Origin of the sequence: Saccharibacter sp. 17.LH.SD, from assembly GCF_009834805.1 — a bacterium.
Lineage (GTDB): Bacteria > Pseudomonadota > Alphaproteobacteria > Acetobacterales > Acetobacteraceae > Saccharibacter.
The window spans coordinates 42,259-57,965 of record NZ_WVHO01000011.1; the positions used below are offsets into that span (position 1 = coordinate 42,259).

Annotated in this window: 13 protein-coding genes; 5 read left to right on the plus strand and 8 right to left on the minus strand. The window is 50.2% G+C overall.

The genetic code is table 11. The annotated features are described in order from the left end of the window. The 7 genes from GS501_RS06965 to GS501_RS06995 form a co-directional block, all read right to left on the minus strand. Positions 1-1,221, minus strand: coding sequence for a cyclopropane-fatty-acyl-phospholipid synthase family protein (locus GS501_RS06965; RefSeq protein WP_160831157.1), 1,221 nt, complete (start codon positions 1,219-1,221; stop codon positions 1-3). Positions 1,222-1,446: 225 nt separating this feature from the next. Continuing rightward, on the minus strand, positions 1,447-2,043 hold the full coding sequence (gene rplI, locus GS501_RS06970) for a 50S ribosomal protein L9 (RefSeq protein WP_160831158.1): 597 nt from the start codon (positions 2,041-2,043) through the stop codon (positions 1,447-1,449). A gap of 11 nt (positions 2,044-2,054) precedes the next feature. Beyond that, the gene (gene rpsR, locus GS501_RS06975; protein WP_160831159.1) at positions 2,055-2,339 is read right to left on the minus strand and encodes a 30S ribosomal protein S18; all 285 of its coding nucleotides are present in this window, start codon (positions 2,337-2,339) and stop codon (positions 2,055-2,057) included. 6 nt (positions 2,340-2,345) lie between these two features. Then, positions 2,346-2,801: a 30S ribosomal protein S6 gene (gene rpsF / locus GS501_RS06980; protein WP_160831160.1), complete on the minus strand. Its 456-nt coding sequence runs from the start codon at positions 2,799-2,801 to the stop codon at positions 2,346-2,348. A 168-nt stretch (positions 2,802-2,969) separates the two neighbouring features. Then, positions 2,970-4,922 carry an RNA polymerase sigma factor RpoD gene (gene rpoD, locus GS501_RS06985; protein ID WP_160831161.1) on the minus strand — a complete coding sequence of 651 codons (1,953 nt, stop codon included), beginning with the start codon at positions 4,920-4,922 and terminating at the stop codon, positions 2,970-2,972. Between the two features lie 178 nt (positions 4,923-5,100). Then, positions 5,101-6,948 carry a DNA primase gene (gene dnaG, locus GS501_RS06990; protein ID WP_160831162.1) on the minus strand — a complete coding sequence of 616 codons (1,848 nt, stop codon included), beginning with the start codon at positions 6,946-6,948 and terminating at the stop codon, positions 5,101-5,103. Between the two features lie 193 nt (positions 6,949-7,141). Next, positions 7,142-7,594: a GatB/YqeY domain-containing protein gene (locus tag GS501_RS06995; RefSeq protein WP_160831438.1), complete on the minus strand. Its 453-nt coding sequence runs from the start codon at positions 7,592-7,594 to the stop codon at positions 7,142-7,144. A gap of 225 nt (positions 7,595-7,819) precedes the next feature. Between GS501_RS06995 and carA the strand changes: the two genes are divergently transcribed. The 5 genes from carA to wrbA all read left to right on the plus strand — a co-directional run bounded on the left by carA (position 7,820) and on the right by wrbA (position 15,074). Beyond that, positions 7,820-9,199: a glutamine-hydrolyzing carbamoyl-phosphate synthase small subunit gene (carA, locus tag GS501_RS07000; protein ID WP_160831163.1), complete on the plus strand. Its 1,380-nt coding sequence runs from the start codon at positions 7,820-7,822 to the stop codon at positions 9,197-9,199. A 3-nt stretch (positions 9,200-9,202) separates the two neighbouring features. Continuing rightward, positions 9,203-12,457: a carbamoyl-phosphate synthase large subunit gene (gene carB, locus GS501_RS07005; RefSeq protein WP_160831164.1), complete on the plus strand. Its 3,255-nt coding sequence runs from the start codon at positions 9,203-9,205 to the stop codon at positions 12,455-12,457. A 164-nt stretch (positions 12,458-12,621) separates the two neighbouring features. After that, on the plus strand, positions 12,622-13,095 hold the full coding sequence (gene greA, locus GS501_RS07010; RefSeq protein WP_160831165.1) for a transcription elongation factor GreA: 474 nt from the start codon (positions 12,622-12,624) through the stop codon (positions 13,093-13,095). Continuing rightward, positions 13,095-14,318: a threonine ammonia-lyase gene (locus tag GS501_RS07015; protein WP_160831439.1), complete on the plus strand. Its 1,224-nt coding sequence runs from the start codon at positions 13,095-13,097 to the stop codon at positions 14,316-14,318. The genes greA and GS501_RS07015 overlap by 1 nt, the downstream gene beginning before the upstream one ends. A 150-nt stretch (positions 14,319-14,468) precedes the next feature. Beyond that, positions 14,469-15,074 (plus strand): NAD(P)H:quinone oxidoreductase, encoded by a 606-nt coding sequence (wrbA, locus tag GS501_RS07020; protein WP_160831166.1) that lies wholly within the window; start codon positions 14,469-14,471, stop codon positions 15,072-15,074. Between the two features lie 99 nt (positions 15,075-15,173). Here the strand turns inward: wrbA and msrB are convergent, their stop codons facing one another. Continuing rightward, complete coding sequence (msrB, locus tag GS501_RS07025; protein ID WP_160831167.1) at positions 15,174-15,566, minus strand: peptide-methionine (R)-S-oxide reductase MsrB; 393 nt, start codon at positions 15,564-15,566, stop codon at positions 15,174-15,176. Positions 15,567-15,707: the final 141 nt, after the last annotated feature.

The following is a 15,707-nucleotide window of genomic DNA, read 5'->3' on the forward strand; positions in this document are numbered from 1 at the left end:
CTATGCAGAGCGATGTTTTCTATCAGCTTCGAAAATGTAATCTCGCGTTAAGGGCAGCGCTTCAATTGAGCGTGTCAATTGAAGCTGAAAATTCATATGCCCTTGTAAACGAAAAGCTAGCTCACTCGCGAGAAGATAAAGCTCAAACATCCTCATAAAACGATCATCATACATTGATCGAATTTTCTCACAATTTGCATCAAACCGCTTCCGCCAATGCGCAAGTGTCTTCGCATAATGCAGTCGTAGGACTTCACAGTCATCCAGCCATAAACCCGTTCTTTCAACCGCGGCTAGTACTTCACTCAAGGCTGGAGAATACCCCCCTGGGAAAATATATTTCTCAATCCAGGGATTCGTCGTGCCAGGCCCATCCATTCGGCCAATTGAATGAATGAGCGCCACACCATCTGGTTTCAAGCAGCGATATATGTTGGAAAAGAAAGATTCATAATGAGCGACACCAACATGCTCAAACATCCCAACGGATACAATGCGATCAAAAGTGCGATGAAGCGTCCGATAGTCAAGCAGCTCAAACCTTACTTGTCCCTCTAAACCGGCTTCTTTAGCACGAGCACGCGCTACGCGAAGTTGTTCTTTTGATAACGTAATACCCAAAACTTGGGCACCATAATCCTTCGCCAAGGTCAGGGCCATACCACCCCATCCACAACCAATATCAAGGACTTCTAACCCTGGCTGATCTAGCTTTAGTTTAGAGGCAATATGTCTCTTTTTTGCCTCTTGTGCATCATCAAGCGACATATCATCTCGCTCAAAGTAAGCACACGAATATTGTAAATCCTTATCTAAGAAAAGCTTATATAAATCCCCGTTCAAGTCATAATGATGCGCTACATTACGACGGGATCGCTGTAGTGAATTAAGTGGTTTAAAAAGGCGACCAACAAATCGAAAGCGACTATTAATTTCTTCAATAAGAAGATTACCTTGCTCAATATTATACATTAAAACGCGTAACAGCTGCTCCAACGAGCATTCTTCTGGCGTGATGGTCCCGTCCATATACGCTTCGCCAAACGCTAAGGCCGGCTTCACTATCAAGGCCTCTTCTGCAGCCCGTGTCCAAATACGCATTCCAACATCATCACCAGGATGCGCACCTTGATAACGTTGGGACGTCCCATCGCTATACGTTACTGTCAAACTACCAGTCGTTATAAGCTTTTTTAGAAGGATACCCAGAATACGCTTCATCGTGAGACGCTCCCTCTCCTACTCAACCAATTTAAAATATACTGTAAACGCCTTAATCATGCAGGAAAATTTTCCCTGTTAGTAGAGTAATCACTCTATTTTTAACACTATTATCACTAGAAATTTCTTTTTTATGGTCTCTCTTCATAAGAAACCCCAAGAAAAAGGGGCCGGGCGGAAATCCGCCAGGCCCCTTTTCAACATCCCACACGAATGAGCTGCTTATTAAGCTTCGTGTGTTTCTTCTTGATGAAGCTCTGCTTCAGCCGCAGCTTCTTCAGCTGCATGCTCAGCATGAAGTTCACCCAGGATATTTTCTTCTTCTTCCTGAGCCGCTGCTTCACCACGAGCTTGACGCTCTGCTTCTTCCTGAGAACGCGCCACATTGACCGTTACAGAAATGGAAACTTCTGGATGCAGCGCAATCCGTGCTTCAACCAAACCAAGATTCTTGATTGGCTCATCCAACACGACCTGCTGACGTGCAACCGTCAAGCCTGCTTCTGTCACAGCAACAGCAATGTCACGTGGCGTCACAGAGCCATAAAGACCACCGCTGTCACCCGCCTGGCGGATCAGAACAACGGACAATCCTTGCATACGCTCGGCCAAACGCTCAGCCTCTTCGCGCTTGCGCAGATTCTGAGCCTCTAACTGGGCACGCTCATTATCAAAACGCGCACGGTTCATTGCCGTAGCACGTAGAGCCTTCCCCTGAGGGAGAAGAAAGTTGCGAGCAAAACCAGGTTTTACACGGACGATATCGCCCATCTGACCAAGATTTTCCACGCGCTGAAGCAGAATGAGTTCTGTCTGAGACATAAACGTGCTCCTCAGTTTACAACGTAAGGGAGCAGAGCGAGGAAGCGGGCGCGCTTGATCGCCTGCGCCAGTTCACGCTGCTTTTTTGCCGAGACAGCCGTGATACGGCTTGGAACAATCTTCCCACGCTCGGACAGAAAACGGCTCAGAAGACGTACATCCTTATAATCAATCTTCGGTGCATTTGCCCCAGAAAATGGGCAAGACTTACGACGACGATAAAAAGGACGACGCGCCCCAACAGCCATACGGCGTGTCGCTGGGTTCACTTCGGGGGTTACAGTTGTATCAACCATGATTGATTACTCCGCTCCAGCCGTATGCTCACGTGCTTCAGAAGACGCATCGTTGCCATTCGAGCGACGACCACGGCCACTTTCATAACGTCCGCCACGTCCGCCACCACCGCGGGAATTACGCTCCCCACGATCATCTCCCTTACGGGAAAGAACAGGCGATGGAGCTTCATCAATCTCTTCAACACGCAATGTCAAAACACGAAGAACATCTTCGTTCAGACCGAGCTGACGGTCCATCTCACGCATTGCTTCAACTGGAGCATCAATCCCCAAAAGGACGTAATGTCCCTTACGATTCTTCTTGATGCGATAAGCCAGCGTACGCAGGCCCCAAAACTCACGCTTGCTGATGGAACCACCATATTCACCAAGCAGTGAGGAAACGTTCTCAACCAAGGCTTCAACCTGAGCCTGAGAGACGTCATTTCGTGCAATAAGCACGCTCTCATAAAGTGGCATGAACACTCCCTTCGGATACAGTCAACCCAAGCCAACCCATGTTGGCCTCACACTCCCCATAATGACTAAGAGAATGCGGGTATAGCCGCGAAGACGCCATATCCTCACGGCAGGGAAAGGCGCCTTTAACCACGAAAAATGGCTAAAGGCAAGAAAATTCAATCGAGATCAATCATCCAAGAAAGAACGCAATTTACGGCTTCGACTTGGGTGCTTCAATTTACGCAAAGCCTTCGCTTCAATCTGACGAATACGCTCACGCGTCACGTTAAATTGTTGCCCAACTTCCTCCAACGTATGATCAGTATTCATCCCAATCCCAAAGCGCATACGCAACACACGCTCTTCACGTGGCGTCAGCGAGGCCAGCACGCGCGTTGTTGCTTCGCGAAGATTGGTCTGAATAGCCGCATCCAGTGGGATGATCGCCGTCTTATCCTCAATGAAATCTCCAAGATGACTGTCTTCTTCGTCACCAATAGGCGTTTCAAGTGAGATAGGCTCTTTGGCAATTTTGAGAACTTTACGCACCTTCTCAAGAGGCATGCCCAATTTCTCAGCCAACTCCTCCGGTGCAGGCTCACGACCGATTTCGTGCAACATCTGGCGCGACGTACGCACCAATTTGTTGATTGTCTCAATCATATGGACAGGGATACGAATGGTCTTCGCCTGATCGGCAATTGATCGCGTAATCGCTTGGCGAATCCACCACGTTGCATAGGTCGAAAACTTATACCCGCGGCGATACTCAAATTTATCAACCGCTTTCATCAAGCCAATATTACCCTCCTGGATCAAATCCAAGAATTGTAGTCCACGATTAGTGTATTTCTTAGCAATCGAGATCACCAAACGTAGATTGGCTTCAATCATCTCTTTTTTCGCGCGTGTCGAGTCACGCTCACCACGCGAAATAGTCTGATACACGCCACGGAACTCACTAACGGGCAGACCTGTCTCATAAGCCAAATCTGCAACCTCTTTCCGCAACCCAATGAGCTGATCAATATGCTTCGTTGTGAGCGTCTTCCAACCCTTCCCAGGCAACATCTTGATGCCTTCAATCCACTCTGGGTCAAGCTCATGATAACGATAACGCGACATGAATTCTTCACGAGGAATCTTACATCCCTCGGCCAAGCGCAACATACGCCCTTCCAGCGTGTTAAGACGCTTTACGTGTGCTTTGATCGCTTCAACAAGTTCTTCAATGCGATTATTATGAAGACGCATGCGCCCCACGAGAGCAACAAGCTCCCCACGCAACTTAGCGTAATTCTTCTCTGCACGATCGGAGGCTTCCTCCCCCGCCATTAATGCCTCGACACGTTTACTCTGCATCCGAGAAAGCTTTTGATAAAGCGGCTCAAAAGCTTCAAAAAGCAGCATAATTTCTGGCTTTAATTTTTCTTCAAGTGCAGAGAGTGACAAATTACTCCCCTCACCGGCACCTTCTTCACCATCGTCACCGACGTTTTCATCATCACTCTCAGTGTCATCCTCGGAAGCATCTCCAGGCAACTCCTCAAGTTCACCAGCTTCCTCTGGATCACTCTGACTCGCCTCCAAATCAATCACATCACGCAGAAGGAGGCTCTCATCCTTAAGCTGCGCATACCAGCCCAGGATAGAACGGAACGTCAACGGACTGTGGCACAGCCCGTTAATCATCTCTCCACGTCCCGCCTCAATGCGTTTTGCAATAGCAATTTCGCCTTCACGAGAGAGAAGCTCCACAGCTCCCATTTCTCGTAAATACATGCGTACAGGGTCGTCTGTTCGACTTGCCGCCGCGGCGTCTATGTTGCCTGTTTCTTCTTGTTCATCATTGCTCTCCGAGCTCTCTGCCGGCGCAGAATCACCGCTTCCATCTTCCTCACGTTCTGCACTTTCAACAACCTGAATGCCCATTTCGGACAAGGCCGCCATAATGTCTTCAATCTGTTCTGAAGACATTTTATCCTGAGGAAGAACCGTATTGAGCTCATCAAACGTAATATTTCCAGACTGACGCCCCTTTGCAATCAATCTCTTTACGGCGCTCGATTGCACATCAAGAGGAGAGGCATCCTGATCGGGTGCATTTCGTTCCGTTCCAGAGGCTGATTTCATGGCCATGCGTCTCTCCGTCAACTCTACCCAAAAGCCAGTAATCGGGCAGCGTGCAAGTGGGCAATCCTGAGCCCCAAGTCAAGGGCTCATAGGGATATAAATCGGTTTTCCTAATAACGACTATCTCTTATTTCGACCAAAACCGTCTGCTTATTCTCGGTCGTTGGCCGCAGTCCTGTGCGCTTCATAAGGATGGATCCGTCCCATTATCCAATTCAAGTTGCTCTCCTCTTCTCAAAGCCTCTAGAACACGCATACGGGCTAAAATAGCTGACGGGAATTCTCCCCCCTCTTCCGATTCGGCGGAAGAATATGCATGCATGATCGCTTCCTGCACAGATTGTTGCACATCCCGTTCAAAATCGACAAAATTCACAAGACCGTAAAAATGCCACCAACTTTCCAGAATACCAACACGGAATATGTCATCTGAACCACCATCAACACGACACTTACGTGGGAGTGGCCCTTGCATCAAGGAATGACAATAGTTTTCTAACCCCTGCTTTTTCATCCACAAAAGGCATGATTCTTCATTTAAAACATCACTCTGCCCTGCCCAATCTAAAAGAGCCGCTCGAATGCTCTCCAATGGGTCAGGCAAGGCAAGCTGCATGTAAGCATGTTCAACATGAGGAAGTATCTCTGGGTGCCTCAAAAGCAAAGCCGTCATGATATTAAGACGCTCTGTCCCCCCCTCTGCAACAAGCTGACCATTTAATTGCCTCGTTTCAGGCTTTCCTCTCTCTTGCCTCATGGGGAGACCACGCCTTCGCCGAAAACGCGCGAAAAATAAGTCTAAAAAGGTGCTGCGATATTCACTCGATAAATTACGATCTGGAATTTTCTGGGCTAACGCAACAAGACGTTCTCGCAATGCTGCACGCCGTTCTGGTCCAGGATCAACTTCATGAGCCGTCAGTAGCGCAAATAACTCATCAGCCATAGGACGTGCGGCACCCAAATAGGCAGCCATCCCTTGCTTACCCTCACGCTGAATGACGCTATCAGGGTCATCTCCTGCTTCAAGACGACAAAAACAAAGTGTTTTTTCAGGGGATAAAAATGGCAATGCCGTTTCGCATACCCGCAACGCCGCCCTCATCCCAGCCGCATCACCATCAAGGCACAATATCGGCGCAGGAGAAAGACGCCACAACAACTCCAGCTGTTGCTCTCCAAGAGCGGTCCCTAAAGGCGCCACAGCCCCTTTAAAGCCGCCTTGGTCAAGAGCAATAACATCCATATAGCCTTCAACGACGATGAGCTCTGCTTCCTGCTTCCTAACAGCCGTCATCGCATAGTTGAGGTTAAACAATGTCCGGCGTTTCGAAAAAAGGGGCGTCTCCGGACCATTGAGATATTTGGGCTGGCCATCACCAATGATACGCCCGCCAAATGAGATGACGCGCCCCTTTTGATCACGAATAGGAAAGGTTACGCGGTTAAAAAACAGCTCCCCGCGGGACTTCCCCTGATCATCGACACGCAACAAGCCAACTTGCGTAAGCTGTTCGACCGTTACCCCTTCTTGATGCATCGCATCAATCAGTGAGCGACCATCACCCGACCAACCAATCCCAAAACGCTCAAGTGTCGCCTCGTTCAACCCACGCTTTTCTAGGTAAGAGAGACCTGCCCGCCCTTCAGGTTGATAGAGCTTCCGGCGATACCATGCCTGCACCTTCTCCAAGACGTCCAAAAGTGACAGACGCTCTTGTATTCGTTCCTCTTGATGAGGATCTGCCTTAGGCATTTCCAGCCCAGCTTCTGATGCCAACCGCTCAACAGCCTCTGGGAAACTACTCCCATCGCTCTGCATCACAAAAGTAATCGCGTCTCCGTGCACACCACAGCCAAAACAATGGAAATGATCGTCATAAATATAAAAAGAAGGGGTTTTCTCTCCATGGAACGGACAACATGTCTTCCAATTCCGTCCCGAACGCGTCAGCTTGTGACGGCGCCCAATAAGAGACGTCAGGGGCGTTCGTTGGCGTATTTCGTCAAGAAAAGCAGGATCAAGAGCCATACCTCTCCATGTGAGGCTTTAAACGCAACTTGAAAAGCCCTTTCCTTCATTATGATATGAATAGAGGGCCTCTCCTCTTATCTCCGGCAAAAGAAGATAAATCCCTCCACCCCATTCAGTAGATGGAAGGAAATACAGCGCCTAAAAGTCAGTGGAGCGTAAAATGTTCCGCCTCACCTTCAAAGCAGAAGCATCATCCCAACTGAGCTTTTACGAGCCCACTGGCCTTTCCGGCATTAAGCGCTGCGCCAAAACGCTCCTTAAGCACAGCCATCACCCGACCCATATCCTTCATGCTGCTAGCCCCAGTTTCTGACACAGCCTCAGCAATAGCTGCCTTTAAGGCTTCATCATCAGGTTCCGCTGGGAGATAAGACTCAATCAACGCGATTTCTTTTTCTTCTTTCTCCACCAATTCAGGACGATTTCCCTGCTTGTAAAGGGCAACTGACTCGGTGCGTGATTTAATCATGGAACGCAGCGCCATAAGGATAGCTGTTTCATCAACCTCAGCCTTCGTCGCACGTGCTGCAACATCAAGATCCTTAATCTTAGCGGTTATCGCCCGGAGCTGCTGAACACGCTCCGACTGACCTGCCTTCATAGCGCTTTTAAGATCATCCATAATACGGACACGAATAGACATCATTTGCTCCTAACATCTTTAAATGAATGCACTATAATTGAGGCCTATAGTCTAAGGGATTCGATCAGTGCTGTCGATGAGAAGCCACATTCATGGGAAAAAACTTCCCAATAAAAATGTTAGGCACTTTCTTACTTTCAGATCAGGAAAAAACTTCCCAACCCCTCCTTCTTCCCTTATGATGTGCAACCAGTCTCCGAAATGCGGCACGAGGCAGAACACTTCATGAATATTGATTCAATCATTAAAAAGGCTGGTGGCGTCAACACGATCGCCCAGCTCACGGGCGTTGGTAGCGAGGCTGTACGCAAATGGCGTCAGTCTGGTGCTATCCCAGCAAAACACTGGCCTGCCCTTCTCCACGTGCCGGGAATCACTCTGGCAGATCTCAACGATAGTTCAGAGGAGACCTCTTCCATGACGCAATCTTCTAATTCCTGCCCTCCCGGCGCAACAGCCGCCCTCGTTCTGGCCGATGGCACGACCCTATGGGGACGCGGATTTGGCGCCCACAATGACGCTGTTGTAGGGGAGCTTTGTTTTTCCACTGGGATGACCGGCTACCAAGAAACACTCACTGACCCCTCTTTTGCCGGACAAATCATTACCTTCACTTTCCCTCATATTGGAAATGTTGGTACTAACTCAGAAGATAACGAAGCCCCGCACATGGCAGCCTTGGGGCTCGTTGTAAAAGAAGACGTAACCGCCCCAGCAAACTGGCGGTCACAACGCCCTCTTCACGAATGGCTCATTGCCCAAAATCGCAGTGGAATTAGCGGCGTTGACACCCGCACCATCACCCGCAAATTGCGTGACCATGGCGCCCAATCCGCCGTCTTAAGCTTCCCCAAGAATGGTCAGATCGACGTCGTAGCGCTGCAAAAGAAAGCTCAGGAATGGCCCGGGCTTGTTGGCATGGATCTTGTCAAGGACGTTTCCCAAGGCAAACGCCACTGGACAGAAACAGTCTGGCAGAACACCCATCCTGCGAAAAAAGTTAAACGCCGTGTTGTCGCCTTGGATTACGGCGCGAAAGATAACATTCTTCGCTGTCTCGTCGCTGTAGGATGCGACGTCCATGTGCTTCCGGGCACAGCCACAGGGGACGATATTCTGGCGCTAAACCCTGAAGGTGTCTTTCTCTCTAACGGCCCTGGTGATCCCGCCGCAACGGCAGAATACGCTGTGCCCGCCATTCAAGCTGTCCTCAAGGCGGATGTCCCAATTTTTGGAATATGCCTAGGGCATCAGCTCCTGGCACGCGCCCTTGGTGGTTCAACCTACAAGCTGGACCGCGGCCACCGCGGAGCCAATCAACCTGTAAAAGACCTCACAACAGGTAAGGTGGAAATTACAAGCCAGAATCACGGTTTTGCTGTCGACGAGAAATCCTTACCTAACGACGTTAAAATAACCCATATCAGCCTGTTTGATGGGTCTAATGAAGGGATTGCTTCCACCACAAAAGAAGCGTTCTCCGTACAATACCATCCCGAAGCCAGCCCAGGGCCCACGGATAGTTTCTACCTTTTCGAGCGTTTCGTCACCATTATGGACCGTCGCGCCAACGACCAAGCCACAGCACAGAAAACGGGAGCCTAAAACATGCCAAAACGCACTGACATCCGCTCCATCCTCATCATTGGTGCTGGCCCGATTATTATCGGCCAGGCATGTGAATTTGACTATTCCGGCGCCCAAGCCTGTAAGGCGCTCAGAGAAGAAGGCTACCGTGTCATTCTTCTGAACTCTAACCCTGCGACGATCATGACGGATCCCGGGTTAGCAGACGCAACCTATATTGAGCCCATTACGCCAGAATTTGTCGAACGTATTATCCTCAAGGAAAAACCCGACGCTGTTCTTCCAACTATGGGGGGACAAACAGCGCTCAATGCCGCTATGGCCTTGGATAAATCTGGCTTTTTAGCAAAGCATAATGTCATGTTGATCGGCGCACGCGCCGACGTTATTGACCGTGCAGAAGATCGCTTCAAATTCCGTGAGGTCATGGACTCAATCGGAATTGAGAGCCCTCGCAGCGCCATTGCTCATACACTTGAAGAAGCCCGTGAGGCCGTTAAGAATACAGGGCTTCCCGCTATCATCCGCCCCTCCTTCACCATGGGCGGTTCAGGTGGCGGCATTGCCTATAACCTTGAAGAGTTTGATCACATCGTCCGGAGCGGCCTCGACGCCTCGCCTACAACGGAAGTGTTGATTGAAGAATCCGTTATCGGCTGGAAAGAGTTCGAAATGGAGGTCGTGCGCGATAGTGCAGATAACTGCATCATCGTCTGCTCCATTGAAAATATCGATCCAATGGGCGTCCATACAGGGGACTCCATTACCGTTGCCCCTGCCTTGACCCTGACGGATAAAGAATACCAGCGCATGCGCGATGCCTCTATCGCCTGCTTGCGCGCGATCGGTGTTGAAACTGGCGGATCCAACGTACAGTTTGGTGTGAATCCTGAAGATGGCCGCATGGTGGTCATTGAAATGAACCCGCGTGTTTCTCGCTCTTCGGCTCTCGCATCGAAGGCGACGGGTTTCCCAATCGCGAAAATCGCCGCCAAATTAGCGGTTGGCTACACGCTTGATGAACTTACCAATGACATCACGGGAACAACACCGGCAAGCTTCGAGCCGACGATTGATTACGTCGTCACCAAAATCCCTCGCTTCACTTTTGAGAAGTTCCCTAGCACGCCTGCCTTGCTCTCCACCTCCATGAAATCGGTTGGGGAAGCTATGTCTGTAGGAAGGAGCTTTGCCGAATCTCTTCAAAAGGGCCTTCGCTCTATGGAAACCGGCCTTACTGGCCTGGATCCCGTAGACCCACCTGGCGATGGATCTCCTGACGCATATCGTGCTGCACTGTCTGAGCCACGCCCAGAACGTATTCTGATGGTTGCTCAAGCATTCCGCGCGGGGCTGTCTCTCGAAGATATTCAACATGCATGCCACTTCGAGCCTTGGTTCCTCCGGCAGGTTGAGGCTATTGTGGCCGCTGAACGTCACATTGAGAAAAACGGCTTACCACAAGACACTATCGGCCTTCGTCAACTGAAGGCTCAAGGGTTCTCTGACCGTCAATTAGCGCGTCTTTCCGGCAAAAACGTTAAGGAAGTTCAATCTCTCCGCGAACGTCTTGATGTTCACCCCGTCTATCGTCGGATTGATACATGTGCTGCAGAGTTTGCTTCTGACACCCCCTACCTCTATTCCACATACGAGGGTGGTTTTGGGACACCTGAATGCGAAAGCCACCCAACAGAGCGCGACAAAGTTATCATCCTTGGTGGCGGCCCTAACCGTATCGGGCAAGGTATTGAGTTCGATTATTGCTGTGTTCACGCCGCTTATGCCCTGCGCGAAGCAGGCGTTGAAACCATCATGGTCAATTGTAACCCAGAAACGGTTTCAACAGACTATGACACCTCAGACCGCCTTTATTTCGAACCTCTCACAGCAGAAGATGTTATCGCCCTCGCGCGCACAGAAAAGTCCAAAGGACGCGTTATTGGCTGTATCGTCCAATATGGCGGCCAGACACCTCTCAAACTGTCTCGTGCTCTAGAAGAAGCCGGGATTACCCTTCTCGGCACACCCGCTGATGCCATTGACCGTGCGGAAGATCGCGAACGTTTCCAAGCCATGCTTCGTAAGCTCGGCTTGCGGCAGCCCAAGAACGGCATTGCGCATCATCCTGACAAAGCACTTAAGATTGCTGAAGAAGTTGGCTACCCTGTCGTTGCGCGTCCCTCTTACGTGTTGGGTGGCCGCGCTATGGAGATCGTCTACGACCCTGCAGGCCTTACACATTATCTAAACACCGTTCTCCGCACAGCCGGGGAAGAAGTCTCCACAGGGCCGATCCTTCTTGACCATTACCTGAATGATGCCATTGAGGCAGATGTCGATTGTATCGCGGATGGGGAAAATGTTTTCGTCGCTGGTGTGATGGAACATATTGAAGAAGCGGGTATTCACTCCGGTGACTCAGCATGTTCTCTTCCGCCTTACACACTATCACCTGCTCTTGTGACAGAACTCCGCGCGCAGACAGAGGCCATGGCCCGAGAGCTCGGAATTCGTGGTCTGATGAATGTGCAATATGCCATCAAAAATGACGAAGTCTTTGTCCTGGAAGTAAACCCTCGGGCATCCCGCACGGTGCCGTTCGTCGCTAAAGCCACAGGGGTTCCTGTCGCAAAAATTGGCGCACGGATTATGGCTGGAGCCAAACTCTCGGAATTCTCGCTTGAAGGGCGGAGCATCGCTCCTCATGTTGCTGTCAAAGAAGCCGTCTTCCCCTTCAATCGCTTCTCTGGTGTGGACACAATCCTCGGCCCAGAAATGCGCTCCACCGGTGAGGTCATGGGCCTCGACAGCACGTTTGAGACCGCTTTTGCAAAATCTCAGCTCGCAGCTGGTGTCAACCTGCCGCAAACAGGCAATGTTTTTCTCTCTGTGCGCGATAGCGATAAGGCTCACGTCCAACCTGTTGCGCGTAAACTTGTCGAGATGGGCTTCACCATTCTGGCGACCCGTAATACAGCCCGTCGTCTAGAAGAATCTGGGATCCCTGTCACACGCATCAATAAGGTATTGGAAGGACGCCCACATTGCGTCGATGCCATTCGCTCAGGCGAGGTACAAATGGTCATCAATACATCACAAGGTGGCCAAGCCGCTCGTGACAGTTTTGACATCCGCCGCTCGGCTCTGACAATGGGCGTTCCTCACTATACCACGATCGCTGGGGCGCGTGCTGCAACTTACGCCATCGCCGCTTTAAAGAAAGGCCCCTTGGGAGTGGCTCCACTGCAGTCATATTTCCACGGCGGTTTCTAACATCATCAGGAAACTTGCAGCCTGCCGGTTGTGCTGGTTATCCTAACCTCAACATCTGTACCGAATCCCCGACCCCGTGTTCCAGAAATTCCACTTCCTAGAGCACGGGGTCGGGGATGTATCTTTGTTTGTCGTTTTCACAATCTGATCTTAAGGGATGCATCGTGCAAAAAAGCCCCATGACCGCCGCAGGGCTCAAACGCCTTGAAGATGAGTTACGCCAGCTAAAGACAGAAGACCGACCTGCTGTGATCCGCGCGATCGCCGAGGCGCGCTCTCACGGCGACCTCTCGGAGAATGCCGAATATCATGCAGCTCGCGAGCGTCAATCCTTCATTGAAGGACGCGTTATCGAACTTGAAAGCCTCGTTTCCACGGCTGAAGTCATTGATCCAGCAACGCTCTCCGGCAACCGCATTCAGTTTGGCGCTACGGTCGAATTAGTTGATGAGGAAACGGACAAAGAGCGCTGTTACCAGATTGTCGGTGCTCACGAGGCCGATATTAAAGAGAATCGTATTTCTATCTCTTCGCCCCTTGCTAAAGCTCTTATCGGCAAGGAAGTTGGTGATTCTGTATCTGTCCCTGCACCAGGGGGAGATCGCACTTATGAAATCTTGAAAGTGACCTATAAGTGATAACTACCTCTGCTTCTCATACTCGAAAAGTTACCTTGAGCGATGTACGCGATGCTCAAAAGCGTATTGCGACTACCATTGCGCGGACGCCCACCATTCGCAATATTGCTCTTTCTCGTATGACAGGGGCAGAGGTCACATTAAAGCTCGATAATCTCCAAGCCATTGGTTCTTTTAAAGAACGTGGCGCCGCGAACCGCATGGCGTTATTAACGCCAGAAGAACGCCAACGCGGTGTGATCACAGTATCTGCTGGTAATCATGCCCAAGGGGTCGCACGCCAAGCCAGCTTGCTTGGATTGGACGCCACCATCGTCATGCCTCGCTTTACGCCAGCAACAAAAGTCGGCGCGACCCAAAGCTGGGGAGCTCGTGTTGTTCTGGCTGGCAATAATTTTGATGAAGCGAGCGCAACAGCTGAAGACTTGCGAAATAAGGAAGGGCGTACACTCATCCATCCCTTCAATGATCCTGCCGTCATTGCAGGCCAGGGTACGTGCGCTCTGGAAATGATTGAAGATGCACCTGACTTAGAAGCGGTCATCGTCCCTATTGGCGGCGGCGGCCTCATGGCAGGGTTTGTAACTGTTTTGAAGGCGCTTCGTCCGCATGTAAAAATCTTCGGCGTTCAAGTTGCTGCCTATTCACCTTTGAGGGATTATCCGCAGCCGCCTGTTGCTGTACGCGCCGGCTCTACCATCGCAGAGGGTATCGCCGTTGTTCAACCAGGCCATCATTGCTTAGACATCATTGGAAACCAGCTCGATGGCGTTTTTGTAGTTGATGAACTACAGGTTGAAAGCGCCATCACAACCCTGGCGGAAAAAGCTCGCCAAGTATGTGAGGGAGCGGGTGCCGCCCCTCTTGCAGCGTTAATCGCTAACCAAGAGCGTTTTAAGGGCCTTAACGTCGGGTTCCCACTCTCAGGGGGCAATATCAACGCGCGCATTCTCGCTAACGTTATTTTGCGCTCCCTTTTACGGGACGGACGCATCCTGCGTCTTATTTTCCAAATTCCCGATCGCCCAGGATTATTAGCCGATATTTCTCAAAAAATTGGTGATTTTGGCGGGAACATCATCGAAGTTTCACATCATCGACTCTTTGCTTCTCCTTCCGTCCAGACAGCAGAGCTCGTCGTTATGATTGAAGCACGCGACACAGAGCATGCTCTCCAAATTGAGCACGAACTTGCCCTTCACTATGACGTTAAACGGGACTAGTATCCCCTACACAGCGGGTGTCTGATGGAAAGACATGTAACGAATTGAAACCTAGGGTTTCTGTTTCGAACATTCCCTTACATTCAAAGCGCATTTACGCTTCATTGCCATAGAGCCGGGGTCACTCGGTTTATTTTTAGGAGTTAAGTTATGTCTAGCCCTCGCGTATTAGTTCTTTATTATTCCACTTACGGTCATATTGAAACAATGGCAAACAAGGTTGCTGAAGGTGCAAAACGTGCCGGTGCAACGGTTGACGTTCGTCGCGTTCCTGAGCTCGTTCCAGAAGAAATTGCTCAAAAAAACCACTTCAAGCTGGACCAAAGCGCACCTGTTGCTAACCCAGAAGACCTCGTAAACTACGACGCTATCATCCTTGGTGCGCCTACACGTTTCGGTCGTCTTCCTTCTCAGATGGCTAACTTCCTCGATCAGACCGGCGGCTTGTGGTTCAAGGGCGCTCTTATTGGAAAAGTTGGAGCTGCTTTCACCTCTACAGGAAGCCAGCATGGTGGTCAGGAGACAACACTTTTCTCCTTGCTAACCAACCTGCTTCACCACGGCATGGTCATCACAGGTCTGCCTTACTCTTTCCAAGGTCAAATGGCGATCAACGAAGTTGAAGGTGGCACACCTTACGGTGCCAGCACTATTGCTGGCCCAGATGGCTCACGCGCCGTTAGCACCACTGAAGGCGAAGGCGCAAGCTTCCTTGGTGAGCACGTTGCTAAGTTGACGCAGCGCCTCGTTAAGTAAGTTGTGTCCAATCAGCGTGGCTTAAGTGCCGCGCTGATTGATCTCCATTTTAATTAACTAAATACAAAAATTATCCAGCAAGCTCGCTATGAGCTCTCCTTATTTTTCGGGAGAATCACTGGGAACAAAATTTAAAGCAAGTCCGTTGATACAGTAGCGCTGTCCCGTAGGACGTGGCCCATCGGGAAATAGATGGCCTAAATGACCACGACAGCACGCACAATGAACCTCCACACGATACATCCCAAACCGAGTATCTTCTGAGAGATCCACCGCTTTTTCCAATGCTTGAAAAAATGACGGCCAACCTGAGCCGCTATCATATTTTGCCTCAGAACTAAAAACAGCTTCTCCGCACCCAGCACAAAAATAACAACCCTCGCGCTTTTCATCATTCAACGGGCTTGTTCCAGCGCGCTCTGTACCATGGTCCCGTAGAATACGAAGCTGCTCGTCACTTAGTTCTGTCGTCTCTTCTTTTTGACTGGGCATTATCAAAATCACTCCATTATTGATCACACGACAGTATATCCTCTCTATACGAAAGAGACGAATGCCTTATAAACTATACGATGTAGCGACAAAAATGTTAAACGCCATCCGATTGCCTTCTTTCAGGACGATATGATTTTC

What these genes read in the sequence shown, in the direction of transcription:
- GS501_RS06965 (WP_160831157.1), bottom strand. Translation starts at nt 1,221, where the DNA reads ATGAAGCGTATTCTGGGTATCCTTCTAAAAAAGCTTATAACGACTGGT.
- rplI (WP_160831158.1), bottom strand. Translation starts at nt 2,043, where the DNA reads ATGTCTCAGACAGAACTCATTCTGCTTCAGCGCGTGGAAAATCTTGGT.
- rpsR (WP_160831159.1), bottom strand. Translation starts at nt 2,339, where the DNA reads ATGGTTGATACAACTGTAACCCCCGAAGTGAACCCAGCGACACGCCGT.
- rpsF (WP_160831160.1), bottom strand. Translation starts at nt 2,801, where the DNA reads ATGCCACTTTATGAGAGCGTGCTTATTGCACGAAATGACGTCTCTCAG.
- rpoD (WP_160831161.1), bottom strand. Translation starts at nt 4,922, where the DNA reads ATGGCCATGAAATCAGCCTCTGGAACGGAACGAAATGCACCCGATCAG.
- dnaG (WP_160831162.1), bottom strand. Translation starts at nt 6,948, where the DNA reads ATGGCTCTTGATCCTGCTTTTCTTGACGAAATACGCCAACGAACGCCC.
- GS501_RS06995 (WP_160831438.1), bottom strand. Translation starts at nt 7,594, where the DNA reads ATGTCTATTCGTGTCCGTATTATGGATGATCTTAAAAGCGCTATGAAG.
- carA (WP_160831163.1), top strand. Translation starts at nt 7,820, where the DNA reads ATGAATATTGATTCAATCATTAAAAAGGCTGGTGGCGTCAACACGATC.
- carB (WP_160831164.1), top strand. Translation starts at nt 9,203, where the DNA reads ATGCCAAAACGCACTGACATCCGCTCCATCCTCATCATTGGTGCTGGC.
- wrbA (WP_160831166.1), top strand. Translation starts at nt 14,469, where the DNA reads ATGTCTAGCCCTCGCGTATTAGTTCTTTATTATTCCACTTACGGTCAT.
- msrB (WP_160831167.1), bottom strand. Translation starts at nt 15,566, where the DNA reads ATGCCCAGTCAAAAAGAAGAGACGACAGAACTAAGTGACGAGCAGCTT.